Source organism: Methylophaga sp. UBA3192 (assembly GCA_002363955.1).
Lineage (GTDB): Bacteria > Pseudomonadota > Gammaproteobacteria > Nitrosococcales > Methylophagaceae > Methylophaga.
Genome location: DEXE01000007.1, coordinates 262,016 through 275,093, shown reverse-complemented (window position 1 = coordinate 275,093; position 13,078 = coordinate 262,016). Strand labels below are relative to the sequence as shown.

Here is a 13,078-nt window from a genome sequence, read left to right as displayed (position 1 = left end):
ACTAAGGTTGAACCATGACAGTAATTACAGAGACTGAAAGAAGTCTTTATCTGGCTACAGCAGATACGGAAGTGGCGCGGGTTATAACCGATGCGTTGCCCGCTATCTACGATGTCAGCCTATACCAGGATATCAAAGGTTTACTCAATGCATTAAAAAATCAAACAGCTGAGTTGGTACTCTGCCATCAGTTCCTTTTGGACGATAATCCATCGCAGGTTATTAGTGAACTCAAAAAATTATGTCCGGATAGCCGTATCTTGGTGATTGGTCCACCTCGTCCGATTCCCGTACAAATCGCAGCGCTGAAGCAGGGAGCGCGTGGTTACTTCAATCAAAATCTACCGATGAGTAAACTGCAGGAAGCTTTGCTATTGATTTCAAATGGTGAAGTCTGGGTCGAACGCCATGTTATTTCAGGGTTGATTGATGAAATAAGTCATATTCCAGAAGTGAGTGAACAGCAGCGCCGGGCAGCAAAAACGCTATCCCCCAAGGAATTGGAAGTAGCAAAAATGGTTAGTCACGGTGCGACTAATAAAATGATCGCCCGTAATATGAATATCACAGAAAGAACAGTCAAAGCACATCTGACGACTATTTTCCAGAAAATGAATTTACCGGATCGTCTTTCATTGGCGATTGTATTTCGCGATCTCCGCTAAGCCTGCATTGTGTAGTTGAGGGGTTTTGTCTACAATCGGCAGGAAATGGAAGATTGGGTGATGCTTTGAGGGTGTTCTCAGCGGTAAATTACCCTTAAAAAGTATACCGATTACTGCTTTGAATTAGGAAGATATTATGAACAAAGCGCTTTTTTTAATCCCATCATTGTTGTGCTTTAGTTCAGTGCAAGCTGAAACTTTACAGGAAGCAATTCATACTACTTTAAAAACCAACCCCGATGTTTTGGCTGCCATAAGTGAACGTCAGGCTGTTTCCAAAGAAATAGATCAGGCTAGAGCAGGCTATTTTCCGACTATTGATTTAGGTATTGGTACTGGTTGGGAATCAACAGATAACCCTGCTACACGTAGCCGCGGAGATGGTGAGGTTCATTTAAATCGGGATGAAGCCAGTCTGAATTTACGGCAAATGCTTTATGATGGCAGCCTCACAAAAAACGAAGTTGAGCGCCAAAAAGCCAGAACTGATTCGCGAGCTCATTCAGTTTACAGTGTCGCTGAGAATACTGCTTTAGAGGCTACCGAAGCCTATCTTAATGTATTACGCCGTCAAAAGCTGGTGGAACTAGCACAAACCAATCTTGAGTCTCACCAACGTACCCATGACCAGATTACGCTGCGTAGCGAGCGTGGTGTGGGACGCAGAGCAGATATGGATCAGAGTTTAGGTCGATTGGCTTTGGCGGAGACTAATCTGATGGCCGAGCAAAGCAATTTGCGGGATGCCGAAACAAATTATTTGCGGGTCATCGGTGCAGCCCCCAGCTCATTATCACAACCTCCATCGCCTGAACCATCTATGCCATTGACGGTGGATGAAGCGGTTAATATAGCAATTCAAAACCATCCAACCCTGCGCTCTGCTCAAGCGGATGTTGCTTCAGCAAATGCACAACATGATGTCACTCGAGCCGCGTTTTTACCGCGCGTTGATTTCGAATTAGGTACGCGTTCTGATCATGACATTGATGGGGTTCGGGGAACAGATAAAGATGTTACTGCCATGTTTCGGTTACGTTATAACCTGCTCAATGGCGGTAGAGATAAAGCAAGACGGGAAGAAACGGCATTTCTGATTAACCAGGCAGCTGAAATTCGCAATAATACGCATCGACAGGTAGAGCAGAGCGTTCGTTTATCATGGAATGCACTGGAAACTGTTCGCAGACAAATGTCTTACTTCCAGCAGTATGCAGAGTCAGCAGAAAAAACCCGTGATGCTTACCAGCAACAGTTTAATATTGGTCAGCGCACATTACTGGATCTGCTGGATTCTGAAAATGAATTGTTCAGAGCCCGAACTTCACTGACAAACGCACAGTACGATGAACTTTTCACCATGTACCGGGTACTTAACAGTGCCGGTTTGTTGTTGGAAAGTCTGGAGGTCATCGCCCCTGCTGCGGCTACAACAGTTGCTGATAACCGTAATTAATCATTGTATAACTGAATATCGATAAGCCATGCCTGCTGGGTATGGCTTTTTTTTAGAACCTGTACGTTGATAGCTGCAACTTTTTCTGCAATCAAACTATCATGCTATTATGTCGTGCTTAAATTGTAGGGTTATTTTAGAAATTCATGAGTAAGCAATCATCTTTTTCCTTCGAGGAACTTTTGCAGTGCGGCCACGGAGAAATGTTTGGCCCGGGCAATGCCCAACTGCCCGTCCCTAATATGCTGATGATGGATCGCATCAGTCATATTTCCAATGATGGTGGTGCCTATGGAAAAGGTGAAATCATTGCTGAACTGGATATCCATCCGGATTTATGGTTTTTCAAGTGCCATTTTCCAGGTGATCCAGTCATGCCAGGTTGCCTGGGCTTGGATGCCATGTGGCAATTACTTGGCTTTTTTCTGGCATGGGATGGAAATCCCGGTAGAGGAAGAGCGTTGGGCTCTGGTGAAGTGAAATTTACCGGACAAGTTTTGCCTACCGCAAAAAAAGTGACTTACCGTATTGATTTGAAACGAGTAATTTCACGAAAGCTGGTACTTGCTATTGCTGATGGCACAGTATCGGTGGATGGTCGCGATATCTACTTCGCCAAAGATTTACGAGTTGGTCTGTTTACTTCAACTGACAACTTTTAGGACATGACAATGAGACGTGTAGTTGTTACTGGTATGGGGATTACCTCTTGTCTGGGGGTCGATCTCGCCACCGTCACTGAATCACTTCGAGCCGGCCGTTCTGGTATCCGCTTTAAACAACAGTACGCTGATATGGGATTTCGAAGCCATGTGGCGGGTTTTTTTGATATAGATTTCAAAGAGTTTATTGATCGCAAAGTTCTGCGATTTATGGGAGATGCGGCGGCATACGCCTATATCGCCATGAAGAACGCGATTCAGGATGCTGGTTTAACTGAAAGTGATGTGTCGAATCCTAAAACAGGGCTGGTGATGGGATCCGGCGGTGCATCGTCATCCAATCAGGTTGAAGCCGCGGATATCTTGCGTGAAAAAGGTTTGAAACGCGTAGGGCCCTATCGTGTTACCCAGGTCATGGGAAGTACGACGTCTGCCTGCCTGGCAACCCCGTTTAAAATTAAGGGCATTAACTATTCAATGTCTTCCGCATGTGCAACCAGCGCCCATTGTATCGGAAATGCAATGGAACAAATCCAGTTGGGGAAACAGGATATTGTTTTTGCTGGCGGCGCTGAAGAAGAACATTGGACCATGAGTTCGTTGTTTGATGCGATGGGTGCATTATCAACCAAATACAATGAGACACCAGAAAAAGCGTCACGTGCCTATGATGCTGATCGAGATGGCTTTGTTATTGCCGGCGGTGGCGGTGTATTAGTCCTGGAAGAATATGAACATGCCAAATCACGTGGTGCAAAAATTTATGCTGAATTGACCGGTTATGCCGCCACATCAGATGGTTATGACATGGTGGCACCCTCTGGAGAAGGTGCGCAACGTTGCATGCAAATGGCGATGTCAACCATGCGTAACAGCCAAGTTGACTACATTAATGCACATGGCACCAGCACACCAGTTGGTGATTTGGCCGAATTAGGCGCTATCAAGCAGGTTTTTGCCGAAACCCAAATCCCACTGGTAGGTTCAACCAAATCGTTATCAGGACATTCTTTAGGAGCCGCTGGTGTACAGGAAGCTATCTACAGTTTACTGATGCTGGAAAATGATTTTGTTGCTGCTTCAGCCAATATTGATAATCTGGACGAGCAGGCGAAGGGCATGCCCATCGTGCTCGAGCGCAAAGATAATTCAGGCATTCAAGCTGTAATGTCGAATAGCTTTGGCTTTGGTGGTACCAATGCCTGTCTGGTGTTCGAAAAAATTTGATGCTAAATAAATAGCACCCTTGGCGTACTGCCAAGGGTGTTTTTTAATTTAAATCTGCATCCGTTACTGGCCCGCGTTTTCCGGCAAGTGATTCCTGCATTAAACTCACTAATTTCTGTTTTTTATCTTCATCATCCAAATGTTTGGAGCTGAAGGTGATGCCAAATCGATCTGCATATTGTTTGACCAGAATCATTAATATCGCCTCGTCCATTTTCGCTTTCTCCAAAATTATTAACGCAGCATTATAACGTGTTAACGTAAGTCATTATGAGATTACACTTTCAATCTATTGGTCAGGGTGAACCGTTGGTCATTCTGCATGGTTTATTCGGTTCGGCAGATAACTGGCGCAGCATAGCCAAAGCGCTATCATCCGAGCGACAGGTGATTAGTGTGGATCTGCGTAATCATGGCCGATCATTCCATCACTCTCAGCAAACGTTTGATTTAATGGCCGAGGATTTGCTGAATCTACTGGATCACTTGGGTTTATCAGTAATCGATCTGCTGGGGCATTCGCTTGGTGGTAAAACGGCGATGCAATTTTCGCAAAATTTTACAGATCGATTACGTAAATTGATTATCGTAGATATTGCTCCACGTCAGTATGCTGATGAGCACAGTCAGATTTTCAAAGCTCTGTTAGCACAGGATCTATCAAAATTTTCCACCCGCTCCCAAGTTAGTGACGCATTGGCTGAAGCTTTGCCAGATCCGCAAGTCCGGCAGTTCCTGTTATTGAATTTACAAAAGGGCGACAATGGCTTGAGCTGGCGTATCAATTTGCAGGGACTGTTTTGTAACTACCCCGGATTGTTGCAAAGCGTGAGCCCTGAAAATTCAATAGAGTTACCTGCTTTATTTCTCAGTGGCACTAAGTCTGATTATGTGACCGACGATGATTGGCTGCAGATTAAATCTTTATATCCACAGGCAGAACATGTAGTGATCGATGGTGCTGGGCATTGGGTTCATGCTGAAAAACCCGATGCATTTATACAACAGGTAAACAGGTTTCTTGCAGATGATTAATGAAGAACTATTGAAGCAACTGATTGAATTTCGTCGTGAACGGGACTGGGAGCAGTTTCATAACCCCAAAGATATTGCGATTTCATTGTCAATCGAAGCCGCCGAACTGCTGGAATGGTTTCAATGGCGGAATAAGACTGAAATTCAACAAATGCTCAGCAGTGATAAACGCGAGGCGCTGGAAGATGAAATTGCCGATGTTGCAGTGTATTTAAGTTATCTATGTCATGATTTGAATATTAATCTTGAGCAAGCCATACAACGGAAAATGCTTAAAAACGCGAATAAGTACCCGGTGGATAAAGTCAAAGGCCGGGCTGACAAATACAATGAATATTCATAAACCTGCTGCAAAGTGCTAGCATTTGCGCTTTGATTTTATGCCCGCAGAGGTTGTTCCTCCATGAAAGCCATCGTTTTGCTGATTCAATGTGCCGATCAAAAAGGTTTACTGGCCGGCATCACCGGTTTTTTCGCAGAGCGTGGTTACAATATTCTGCATTGTCAGCAATACACTGATACCGATCACGGCCGTTACTTCATGCGCATTAAGGTGGAAGATGAAGGCCAGATACCTCGTGAAATCCTGCAAAAACACTTTGGTTTATTGGCAGAAACCATGCATTTGACCTGGTCAGTGCATTACACCGATATACCTTATCGTGTTGCTTTGCTGGTGACCCGGGCTTCCCATTGTCCTTATGATCTGTTGTTGCGAGAGCTGGAAGGTGAATTGAAATGTGACATACCGGTTATCATCGGTAATCATCCTGATCTGGAACAGATGGCGCGTCAGTTCAATAAGCCGTTTTATCATCTCCCCATCACCAAAGAGACCAAGCAACAGCAGGAATCCCGGATCAAAGCGTTGTTAGCCGAATACAAGATTGAGTTGGTCGTCATGGCGCGTTACATGCAAATTTTGTCAGAACCGTTTGTCAAAGAGTTTGCCGGCAAGGTAATTAATATTCATCATGGCTTTTTACCAGCTTTTCAGGGAGCCAAGCCATATCATCAGGCCTATGAGCGTGGGGTCAAACTGATTGGTGCCACAGCACATTACGCAACGGCGGAACTTGATGAAGGACCTATCATCGAACAGGATGTTGAACGGGTACGCCACGATAACAGCCCTGAAGATTTAGTGATGATTGGAAAAGATATTGAACGTTTGGTGCTGGCGCGAGCCGTTAAAGCTCATATTGAACATCGTATTATTGTCAGCGGGCGTCGTACTATTGTTTTTGCAGAAGGCGCTTGATAACTCAAACCTGGATTACATAAACAGATTAAGAGAGAGAACATGACAAAAGCATCGACTTCTATTGGCAGCTTTCATCCACCGCAGCGCACATTAATGGGGCCGGGCCCTTCAGATGTAAATCCACGCATTCTCGAAGCCATGTCAAGACCTACTATTGGTCATCTGGATCCGGCATTTATCGGCATGATGGATGAAATGAAAACCTTGCTGCAATATGCTTTTCAAACCGAAAACGCATTAACAATGCCGGTTTCTGCCCCAGGTTCTGCTGGAATGGAAACCTGTTTTGTGAATCTGCTTGAACCGGGCGATACCGCGATCATCTGTCAAAACGGCGTATTTGGCGGGCGAATGAAAGAAAACGTTGAACGTTGTGGCGCGACTGCCATTATGGTGGAAGACGAGTGGGGTAAGCCAGTAGATATCAATAAACTGGAAGCGGCTTTAAAAGCACACCCGGAAGCTAAATTAGTCGCCTTTGTGCATGCCGAAACGTCTACCGGTGCCCAATCCGATGCCAAAGCTATCGCCCAACTGGCACAACAGTATGATTGCCTGACAATTATGGATACTGTCACCTCGCTGGGCGGGACGCCGATTCTGATGGACGAATGGGGCATTGATGCCATTTATTCCGGTAGTCAGAAGTGTTTATCCTGCACACCCGGATTATCACCCGTCAGTTTCAGTGAAAAGGCCGCTGGTGTTGTGCGCAATCGCAAGACCAAAGTGCAGTCGTGGTTTTTGGATTTGAATCTGGTGATGGGGTATTGGGGGGAGGGGGCTAAACGTGCCTATCACCATACCGCACCAATTAATGCCTTATATGCTTTGCATGAAGCCTTGGTGTTATTAAGAGAAGAAGGATTGGAAAATGCCTGGAATCGACACCGCCTGCATCACAATGCGTTAAAGGCCGGCATTGAAGCGATGGGTCTGAAATTTGTCGTTGATGAAGCTCACCGTTTGCCTCAATTAAATTCGGTCACGATTCCGCAAGGTATTGATGATGCTGCTGTCCGTAGCCGTCTGTTAAAAGATTACAGTCTGGAAATCGGTGCCGGTTTAGGCGTAATGGCCGGGAAAATATGGCGTATTGGTCTGATGGGGTATGCGGCCAATCAGAAAAATGTGCTGTTATGTCTGGGTGCTCTGGATGCGGTGTTGACGGATATGGGCGCAAATATTAATTCAGGCGTTGCGGTATCCGCGGCTAACAAGATTTATCACAACTAAGTTTATTAATTTGTATTAACCACAGAGACACAGAGGACACAAAGATTTTTTAATTAATATATCCGCAGATTACACAGATTACGCAGATTAAATTTTTTATGAATAGCTTCAATGAAGCTAAAGTATAAAACAATGTAGGTTGGGTTAGCGCAGCGTAACCCGACACACCCGAGTTAATACACTTGATAAAATATCTGCGTAATCTGCGGATTATTTTTAGAATTTAGAAAGCCCTAAAATTACTCGGGTTTGTTTACAGTTACATCGTTTAAAAAATCTCTGTGCCCTCTGTGTCTCTGTGGTTCAAAAAACTCTAAGGTAAAAAATGAATTCATCCCCAATCATCATGATCACCGGTGCCACTGCAGGATTCGGTGAAGCCTGTGCCAGGTTGTTTGCCAAAGCAGGATGGCGTTTGATTATTACCGGACGTCGTCTGGAGCGTTTGCAAAGTCTGCAGGCGGAGTTAGGCGGAGAAACGCAAACCTGTATCAGTTGTTTTGATATCAGTGACCGACAGGCTACAGAACAGGCTTTTTTTGAACTACCAAAGGAGTTTCAGCAGATTGATGTTCTGGTTAATAACGCCGGTCTGGCATTGGGACTGGAGCCTGCCTATGTCGCTGATCCGGAAGATTGGGAACGAATGGTGGATACCAATATAAAAGGGTTGATGCGTTGTACCAGGCTGGTTCTGCCGGGCATGAAAACAAGAAACAGCGGGTATGTTATCAATATTGGTTCTGTTGCCGGAAACTGGCCATATCCGGGCGGCAATGTCTATTGCGCCAGCAAAGCCTTCGTCAGACAGTTTTCGCTGGCTTTGCGGGCGGATTTACTGGGTACACAAATCCGTGTCACTAATATCGAGCCGGGCAATGCAGAAACAGAATTTTCCCTGGTACGATTTAAAGATAATGAGCAACGCGCTGACAAGGTTTATGAAAAAACCGTTGCACTTACCGCTCAGGATATTGCCGATACTATCTGGTGGTTGGTGAATACGCCGGCACATATGAATGTGACCACTATGGAAATCATGCCCACGCAACAGGCAACCGGTCCGTTAGCTATTTATCGCAGTTAACAATCTGCTCAGCCAAAGAACCAGCTTCTGGGGTTGGGAATAGCTTTTTGTGCCTTTAATGTTTTCCAGCCTTTCACACTGCGGCTGATATTCCATACTATCCATACCACCATTACGGCCAGCCCATATAAATTTCCTGTCCACAGCAGTCCCCAGGAAGTCACCAGCCAAAGTAATGTGATAAAAAAACCATTTAATTGAAACTGATAATGTGATTGCAGCCATTCGGCTGCTGCCGGTTTTTTTTCATAGGCAACATAAGCACCAATAAGCAAAATCGGGTAAATCAGTGAGCCTACCAGATTGAATATATAAATCAGTTTAATGCTACTGATATCGTCGCCGGTTTCAATTAACGCCATTAGTTGTTTTCCATACAAAACGCCAATTTAGCAGAATCCCTGAAATTGCTCCATAAAAAAGGCCCGGCAACGCCGGGCCTCTGGGTGGAAAAACACTATTAACCTTAGCCGCCAAAGTCGAAGCGGATTCCGGTATAAATGGTTCTGCCAAGGATTGGGGATTCATCCTTAAAGAAGCTGGTATGTCTTCGACCATCTTCATTGAGCAAGTTACGACCCTGAATAAAGATTTCAGCACCTTTCAGACTGGCCGGTGACCAGTTGGCATCAAACGAGACCAGGTTATAGCCACTGGTATTGTTTTCAGTGACAGCGGTTTTGGTTTGTTTAAAGACCCGGCGATAGTCGAGACTGAAATCCCAATCCGCATAGGAAGTATCAAAACCGATGCCAACCCGTGTCGGGCTCATACGGGGTATATCTTCACCACCACTGAGTTTGCCGCGCACATGATCAGCTGATAATCGCATGCTTAGCGGAATCGGACCATCAACCAGATCGGTAATGGCACCAAATTCCACACCATAGAATTTGGCATTTCGCTGTTCATTGACAACCAGTGTATCGCCTTCAATCTCAATAGCCTGACCGGTACCATCATCCTGCGACGCTAAATAGATAAAATCATCTACATAATTGTAGAAGGTGGTCAGATCGTAACGGAAGGCGCCGATATGCCGATCAAAGCCGACTTCAAAGTTGGTGTAGGTTTCCTTACCAAGGTTAGGGTCACCGATTTCCACCGTACCTGCTGCAGCATGCCGGCCAAATGCATACAGTTGTTCCGCAGAAGGCGCGCGTTGTGAACGGGTCACCGACATTCTTAAATGATGTGCTGGATCGACATCAATAATGGTTCCGGCCGATAAACTGAACGGTGTGAAGCTGCGGCTGCTCAGGCTGGCAGCTTGCTCCAGCTCGTCACCACTGGGTAAGTCAATATCGCGTGCTTCATCCAGATTATCTGAGCTGGAACGGACGTGATCAACTCGGGCGGCAATTTCAAAGCGACCAAAATGTGTGGGACGTTCTTCCAGAATAAACAAACCGACGGTGCGGGTGTCATTGCCACGGATATAAAAGCCACCGCCATGTTCATCGTCACCATCACCGTGACTATGACCTTCACCCTCGGCTTCAAAGTCGCGATCATTAAATTGCAGACCGATAACACCCTCCCAATCACCAATCGGGTTATGCACCATTTCCAGACGCATTTCAGTTTCGTTGTTGTTGAAGCGGGTTTCAACTTCGCTTTCAACGAATGTCCCATCATCAAATTCTGAACCAATTTCCTGTTGACGATAGCTGGTATAGGCCATTTTCAGACGAGCAGTCTGAAAGCCTGGCAACGGATCATTGAATTCACTGCGAAAATCAAAACGATCATTTTTCGCACGAATCTTTTCCTGCTCTTCTTCGCCTTCACCCAAAAACACTTCTGGAATGCCGTATTGCGTTTCCCAGGTGCTGTAGCCTAAACCGGCAAAGCCCCAATCACCTTTGAATAAACCGGTGATGGAAAATACATCATTTTCCACTTCGCTATTCTGCAATTTGTCTTTACGACCAACTCGTTGGCCTTTTTCCTGATAGCCATCAATATCAAAATCACTGCTGCGACGCACCCCATAATCGGTACGTAAAACAAAACTGTCACCCATCGGCAGTTCCAAACCAAGACGACCCTGGCGGTCATGGCCATTCAAACCATATGACATTTGACCATCAACCCTTGGTGAATCGCCAAACTCCGGGTTAAAGCGATTACTGCGAACATTGATAACACCACCGGCAGCACCACTGCCATAAAGCAGGGTCGCCGGACCACGAAATACTTCAATTTGATCGGCGCGTCCGGTATCCAGTCCGATTGCGTGATCAGCACCTTCACCTGATATATCAGAGGTACTTAAGCCATCTTCCAGAACCTGTACCCGGGACCCCTGTAAACCACGAACTACAGGGCGACCAACGCCTTGTCCAAAGTCGGCATTATGTACACCTGGCAGACCATCCAGCGTTTCGCCTAGTGTGCTGGCACGTTTTTGATTGAGTTCATCACCCGCAATAACGGTAACCGGTTGGATTAATTCATCAGAAGTACGGTTGCCTAATGGGTCGGACGTGACCACCAGACGGGGAATATCAACAGCATCTTCAGCAGCAAACGCTACAGAAGCCATAGGGGACAGTGCTGCAGCAAGCAACACCACAAGTGGTTTTTTATTCATCACGAATAATCCTCATAGCAGATATCAGCAGCCATTCTCCAAACAGGAAAAGGCGTTAAAAAAATCAAATGCTATGAAAAAACGGGGGGCGCACGAATCGCGAATGAGAGATAGCTGTTTTCAAAATGAGCAGGTGCTGTAACAGCCGTATCAAGCTGAAAATGTTGTTGCCAGATGCCGACTATGAGCTGCGGGTAGGAATCTGTTGATGGAGTATGACTGACAACATTTAACTGGTCACATAAGGCAATATGATCATGAAAAGCATGCTCGGCATCATGCCAGACAGCCATGGACTGCATCAGCAATAATACCGCTGCAAAAAGCCATAACAGATGTTGGGTGTGCCGAAGTTGCATGTTGGTTAGTTCACCAGCAGTTCAGTCAGTAATTGTTGATAAATGACTGACAAAGTATCCAGATCGGCAATGGTGACATGTTCATCAATCTGGTGAATAGTGGCGTTTAACGGGCCTAATTCGATTACCTGGGCCCCGGTTGGAGCAATAAACCGCCCATCGGAAGTGCCGCCTGAAGTAGACAAAGTCGTTGTATAGCCCGTTACCTGCTGAACAGCAATTTGCACGGCTTCAAGTAATTTACCACCGGCTGTACGAAAAGGTTTACCTGACAATATCCAGTCTAACTGATATGAAACACCATGCTTGTCCAAAATGGCTTCGACCTGTTGTTGAAGTTCCCCATGGGTGACTTCAGTAGAGTAACGGAAGTTGAAAACCATTTCCGCCGTACCCGGAATAATATTGGTTGCGCCTGTACCACTGTTTAAATTGGATACCTGAAAGCTGGTGGGTGGGAAATCTTCGTTACCCTGATCCCATTGCACTGCACAGAGTTCAGCCAAAGCAGGGGCAAGATTATGTACCGGATTATCCGCCAGATGCGGATAGGCAATATGGCCCTGTTTGCCTTTGACCGTCAGATAGCCATTTAACGAACCACGGCGGCCATTTTTGACTACATCGGCCACTTTGTCGGTACTGGTCGGTTCACCGACTACACACCAGTCAATATGATCCTGACGAGCCTGCAATGTCTCAATGACTTTAACGGTACCATCAGTAGCAGGACCTTCTTCATCACTGGTCAGCAAAAAAGCAATGCTTCCCGCATGTTGAGGATGTTTTGCCACAAAACGTTCACAGGCCGTCACCATGGCGGCAATACTGCCTTTCATATCAGCTGCGCCACGACCATATAAAATACCATTGTCGATTCTGGCGGCAAACGGTTCATGGGTCCACTTATCGACTGGACCGGTAGGCACGACATCCGTATGCCCGGCAAATACAAATAACGGTCCATTATGGCCCCGGCGGCACCACAGGTTATCGACTTCACCAAATCGCAGGTATTCGGCATCAAAGCCACTATCAGCCAACCGCTCGGCCAGCATGATCTGACAGCCTTTATCGGCTGGCGTAACACTGTCACGCTGAATCAAATCAATCGTAAGCTGGACAGTTTCAGAGAGATTATTTTGCATAGCGGGCCTGAAAATCAGATTCATTGAAACCTATTGATACGCCGGATGCATCTTCAATGACGGGGCGCTTGATAAGTGTGGGATGAGCGAGCATTAATTCGATGGCGCCTTGTTGATCAAGCTGTTCTTTTCGTGGGTCGTCCAGCTGACGCCAAGTGGTACCACGTTTGTTGATAAGTTCTTCCCAACTAATTTTCTCTAGCCATTGTTTGATGGTGGTCTCATTAAGGCCATCTTTGCGAAAATCATGGAATTGGTAAGACACCTGATGTTCATCCAGCCAGCGGCGGGCTTTTTTGACTGTGTCACAATTTTTGATGCCAAACAGTTTCATCAATATGCC

The 13,078-nt window shown here is 45.8% G+C and carries 15 protein-coding genes; 9 read left to right on the top strand and 6 right to left on the bottom strand.

All coding sequences use genetic code 11. The features are described 5' to 3' along the window. Window positions 1-14: 14 nt before the first annotated feature. From B2337_RS12325 to fabB, 4 genes are all read left to right on the top strand, one after another. A complete protein-coding gene (locus B2337_RS12325) occupies window positions 15-665 on the top strand; it encodes a response regulator transcription factor (RefSeq protein WP_292361525.1) in 651 nt (216 codons plus the stop codon). A 136-nt stretch (window positions 666-801) separates the two neighbouring features. Next, complete coding sequence (locus tag B2337_RS12320; RefSeq protein WP_292361526.1) at window positions 802-2,121, top strand: TolC family outer membrane protein; 1,320 nt, start codon at window positions 802-804, stop codon at window positions 2,119-2,121. 146 nt (window positions 2,122-2,267) lie between these two features. Beyond that, entirely contained in the window at window positions 2,268-2,783 is a 516-nt protein-coding gene (gene fabA, locus B2337_RS12315; protein ID WP_292361527.1) for a 3-hydroxyacyl-[acyl-carrier-protein] dehydratase FabA, read from the top strand. A gap of 9 nt (window positions 2,784-2,792) precedes the next feature. After that, complete coding sequence (gene fabB / locus B2337_RS12310) at window positions 2,793-4,010, top strand: beta-ketoacyl-ACP synthase I (RefSeq protein ID WP_292361528.1); 1,218 nt, start codon at window positions 2,793-2,795, stop codon at window positions 4,008-4,010. A 43-nt stretch (window positions 4,011-4,053) separates the two neighbouring features. Here the strand turns inward: fabB and B2337_RS12305 are convergent, their stop codons facing one another. After that, window positions 4,054-4,224 carry a hypothetical protein gene (locus B2337_RS12305; RefSeq protein WP_292361529.1) on the bottom strand — a complete coding sequence of 57 codons (171 nt, stop codon included), beginning with the start codon at window positions 4,222-4,224 and terminating at the stop codon, window positions 4,054-4,056. A 56-nt stretch (window positions 4,225-4,280) separates the two neighbouring features. Here B2337_RS12305 and B2337_RS12300 point away from each other — a divergent pair, with 56 nt between their 5' ends. The 5 genes from B2337_RS12300 to B2337_RS12280 all read left to right on the top strand — a co-directional run bounded on the left by B2337_RS12300 (window position 4,281) and on the right by B2337_RS12280 (window position 8,632). After that, complete coding sequence (locus B2337_RS12300) at window positions 4,281-5,045, top strand: alpha/beta fold hydrolase (protein ID WP_292413697.1); 765 nt, start codon at window positions 4,281-4,283, stop codon at window positions 5,043-5,045. Beyond that, complete coding sequence (locus B2337_RS12295) at window positions 5,038-5,388, top strand: nucleotide pyrophosphohydrolase (RefSeq protein WP_292361531.1); 351 nt, start codon at window positions 5,038-5,040, stop codon at window positions 5,386-5,388. Before B2337_RS12300 ends, B2337_RS12295 begins: the two co-directional genes overlap by 8 nt. 60 nt (window positions 5,389-5,448) lie before the next feature. Beyond that, complete coding sequence (gene purU / locus B2337_RS12290; RefSeq protein ID WP_292413699.1) at window positions 5,449-6,306, top strand: formyltetrahydrofolate deformylase; 858 nt, start codon at window positions 5,449-5,451, stop codon at window positions 6,304-6,306. A gap of 42 nt (window positions 6,307-6,348) precedes the next feature. Continuing rightward, entirely contained in the window at window positions 6,349-7,545 is a 1,197-nt protein-coding gene (locus B2337_RS12285) for a pyridoxal-phosphate-dependent aminotransferase family protein (RefSeq protein ID WP_292413702.1), read from the top strand. A gap of 325 nt (window positions 7,546-7,870) precedes the next feature. Continuing rightward, the gene (locus B2337_RS12280; protein ID WP_292361534.1) at window positions 7,871-8,632 is read left to right on the top strand and encodes an SDR family oxidoreductase; all 762 of its coding nucleotides are present in this window, start codon (window positions 7,871-7,873) and stop codon (window positions 8,630-8,632) included. Window positions 8,633-8,640: 8 nt separating this feature from the next. Here B2337_RS12280 and B2337_RS12275 read toward each other — a convergent pair whose 3' ends face one another. From B2337_RS12275 to B2337_RS12255, 5 genes are all read right to left on the bottom strand, one after another. Continuing rightward, the gene (locus tag B2337_RS12275; protein WP_292361535.1) at window positions 8,641-8,994 is read right to left on the bottom strand and encodes a hypothetical protein; all 354 of its coding nucleotides are present in this window, start codon (window positions 8,992-8,994) and stop codon (window positions 8,641-8,643) included. Between the two features lie 104 nt (window positions 8,995-9,098). Further along, the gene (locus B2337_RS12270; RefSeq protein WP_292413703.1) at window positions 9,099-11,228 is read right to left on the bottom strand and encodes a TonB-dependent receptor; all 2,130 of its coding nucleotides are present in this window, start codon (window positions 11,226-11,228) and stop codon (window positions 9,099-9,101) included. 71 nt (window positions 11,229-11,299) lie between these two features. Beyond that, entirely contained in the window at window positions 11,300-11,587 is a 288-nt protein-coding gene (locus B2337_RS12265; protein WP_292361537.1) for a hypothetical protein, read from the bottom strand. 5 nt (window positions 11,588-11,592) lie between these two features. After that, the gene (gene dapE, locus B2337_RS12260) at window positions 11,593-12,735 is read right to left on the bottom strand and encodes a succinyl-diaminopimelate desuccinylase (protein ID WP_292413705.1); all 1,143 of its coding nucleotides are present in this window, start codon (window positions 12,733-12,735) and stop codon (window positions 11,593-11,595) included. Continuing rightward, window positions 12,725-13,069, bottom strand: a complete 345-nt coding sequence (locus B2337_RS12255; protein WP_292413707.1) for an ArsC family reductase — start codon at window positions 13,067-13,069, stop codon at window positions 12,725-12,727. Before B2337_RS12255 ends, dapE begins: the two co-directional genes overlap by 11 nt. Window positions 13,070-13,078: the final 9 nt, after the last annotated feature.

What these genes read in the sequence shown, in the direction of transcription:
- B2337_RS12325 (WP_292361525.1), top strand. Translation starts at nt 15, where the DNA reads ATGACAGTAATTACAGAGACTGAAAGAAGTCTTTATCTGGCTACAGCA.
- B2337_RS12320 (WP_292361526.1), top strand. Translation starts at nt 802, where the DNA reads ATGAACAAAGCGCTTTTTTTAATCCCATCATTGTTGTGCTTTAGTTCA.
- fabA (WP_292361527.1), top strand. Translation starts at nt 2,268, where the DNA reads ATGAGTAAGCAATCATCTTTTTCCTTCGAGGAACTTTTGCAGTGCGGC.
- fabB (WP_292361528.1), top strand. Translation starts at nt 2,793, where the DNA reads ATGAGACGTGTAGTTGTTACTGGTATGGGGATTACCTCTTGTCTGGGG.
- B2337_RS12305 (WP_292361529.1), bottom strand. Translation starts at nt 4,224, where the DNA reads ATGGACGAGGCGATATTAATGATTCTGGTCAAACAATATGCAGATCGA.
- B2337_RS12300 (WP_292413697.1), top strand. Translation starts at nt 4,281, where the DNA reads ATGAGATTACACTTTCAATCTATTGGTCAGGGTGAACCGTTGGTCATT.
- B2337_RS12295 (WP_292361531.1), top strand. Translation starts at nt 5,038, where the DNA reads ATGATTAATGAAGAACTATTGAAGCAACTGATTGAATTTCGTCGTGAA.
- purU (WP_292413699.1), top strand. Translation starts at nt 5,449, where the DNA reads ATGAAAGCCATCGTTTTGCTGATTCAATGTGCCGATCAAAAAGGTTTA.
- B2337_RS12285 (WP_292413702.1), top strand. Translation starts at nt 6,349, where the DNA reads ATGACAAAAGCATCGACTTCTATTGGCAGCTTTCATCCACCGCAGCGC.
- B2337_RS12280 (WP_292361534.1), top strand. Translation starts at nt 7,871, where the DNA reads ATGAATTCATCCCCAATCATCATGATCACCGGTGCCACTGCAGGATTC.
- B2337_RS12275 (WP_292361535.1), bottom strand. Translation starts at nt 8,994, where the DNA reads ATGGCGTTAATTGAAACCGGCGACGATATCAGTAGCATTAAACTGATT.
- B2337_RS12270 (WP_292413703.1), bottom strand. Translation starts at nt 11,228, where the DNA reads ATGAATAAAAAACCACTTGTGGTGTTGCTTGCTGCAGCACTGTCCCCT.
- B2337_RS12265 (WP_292361537.1), bottom strand. Translation starts at nt 11,587, where the DNA reads ATGCAACTTCGGCACACCCAACATCTGTTATGGCTTTTTGCAGCGGTA.
- dapE (WP_292413705.1), bottom strand. Translation starts at nt 12,735, where the DNA reads ATGCAAAATAATCTCTCTGAAACTGTCCAGCTTACGATTGATTTGATT.
- B2337_RS12255 (WP_292413707.1), bottom strand. Translation starts at nt 13,069, where the DNA reads ATGAAACTGTTTGGCATCAAAAATTGTGACACAGTCAAAAAAGCCCGC.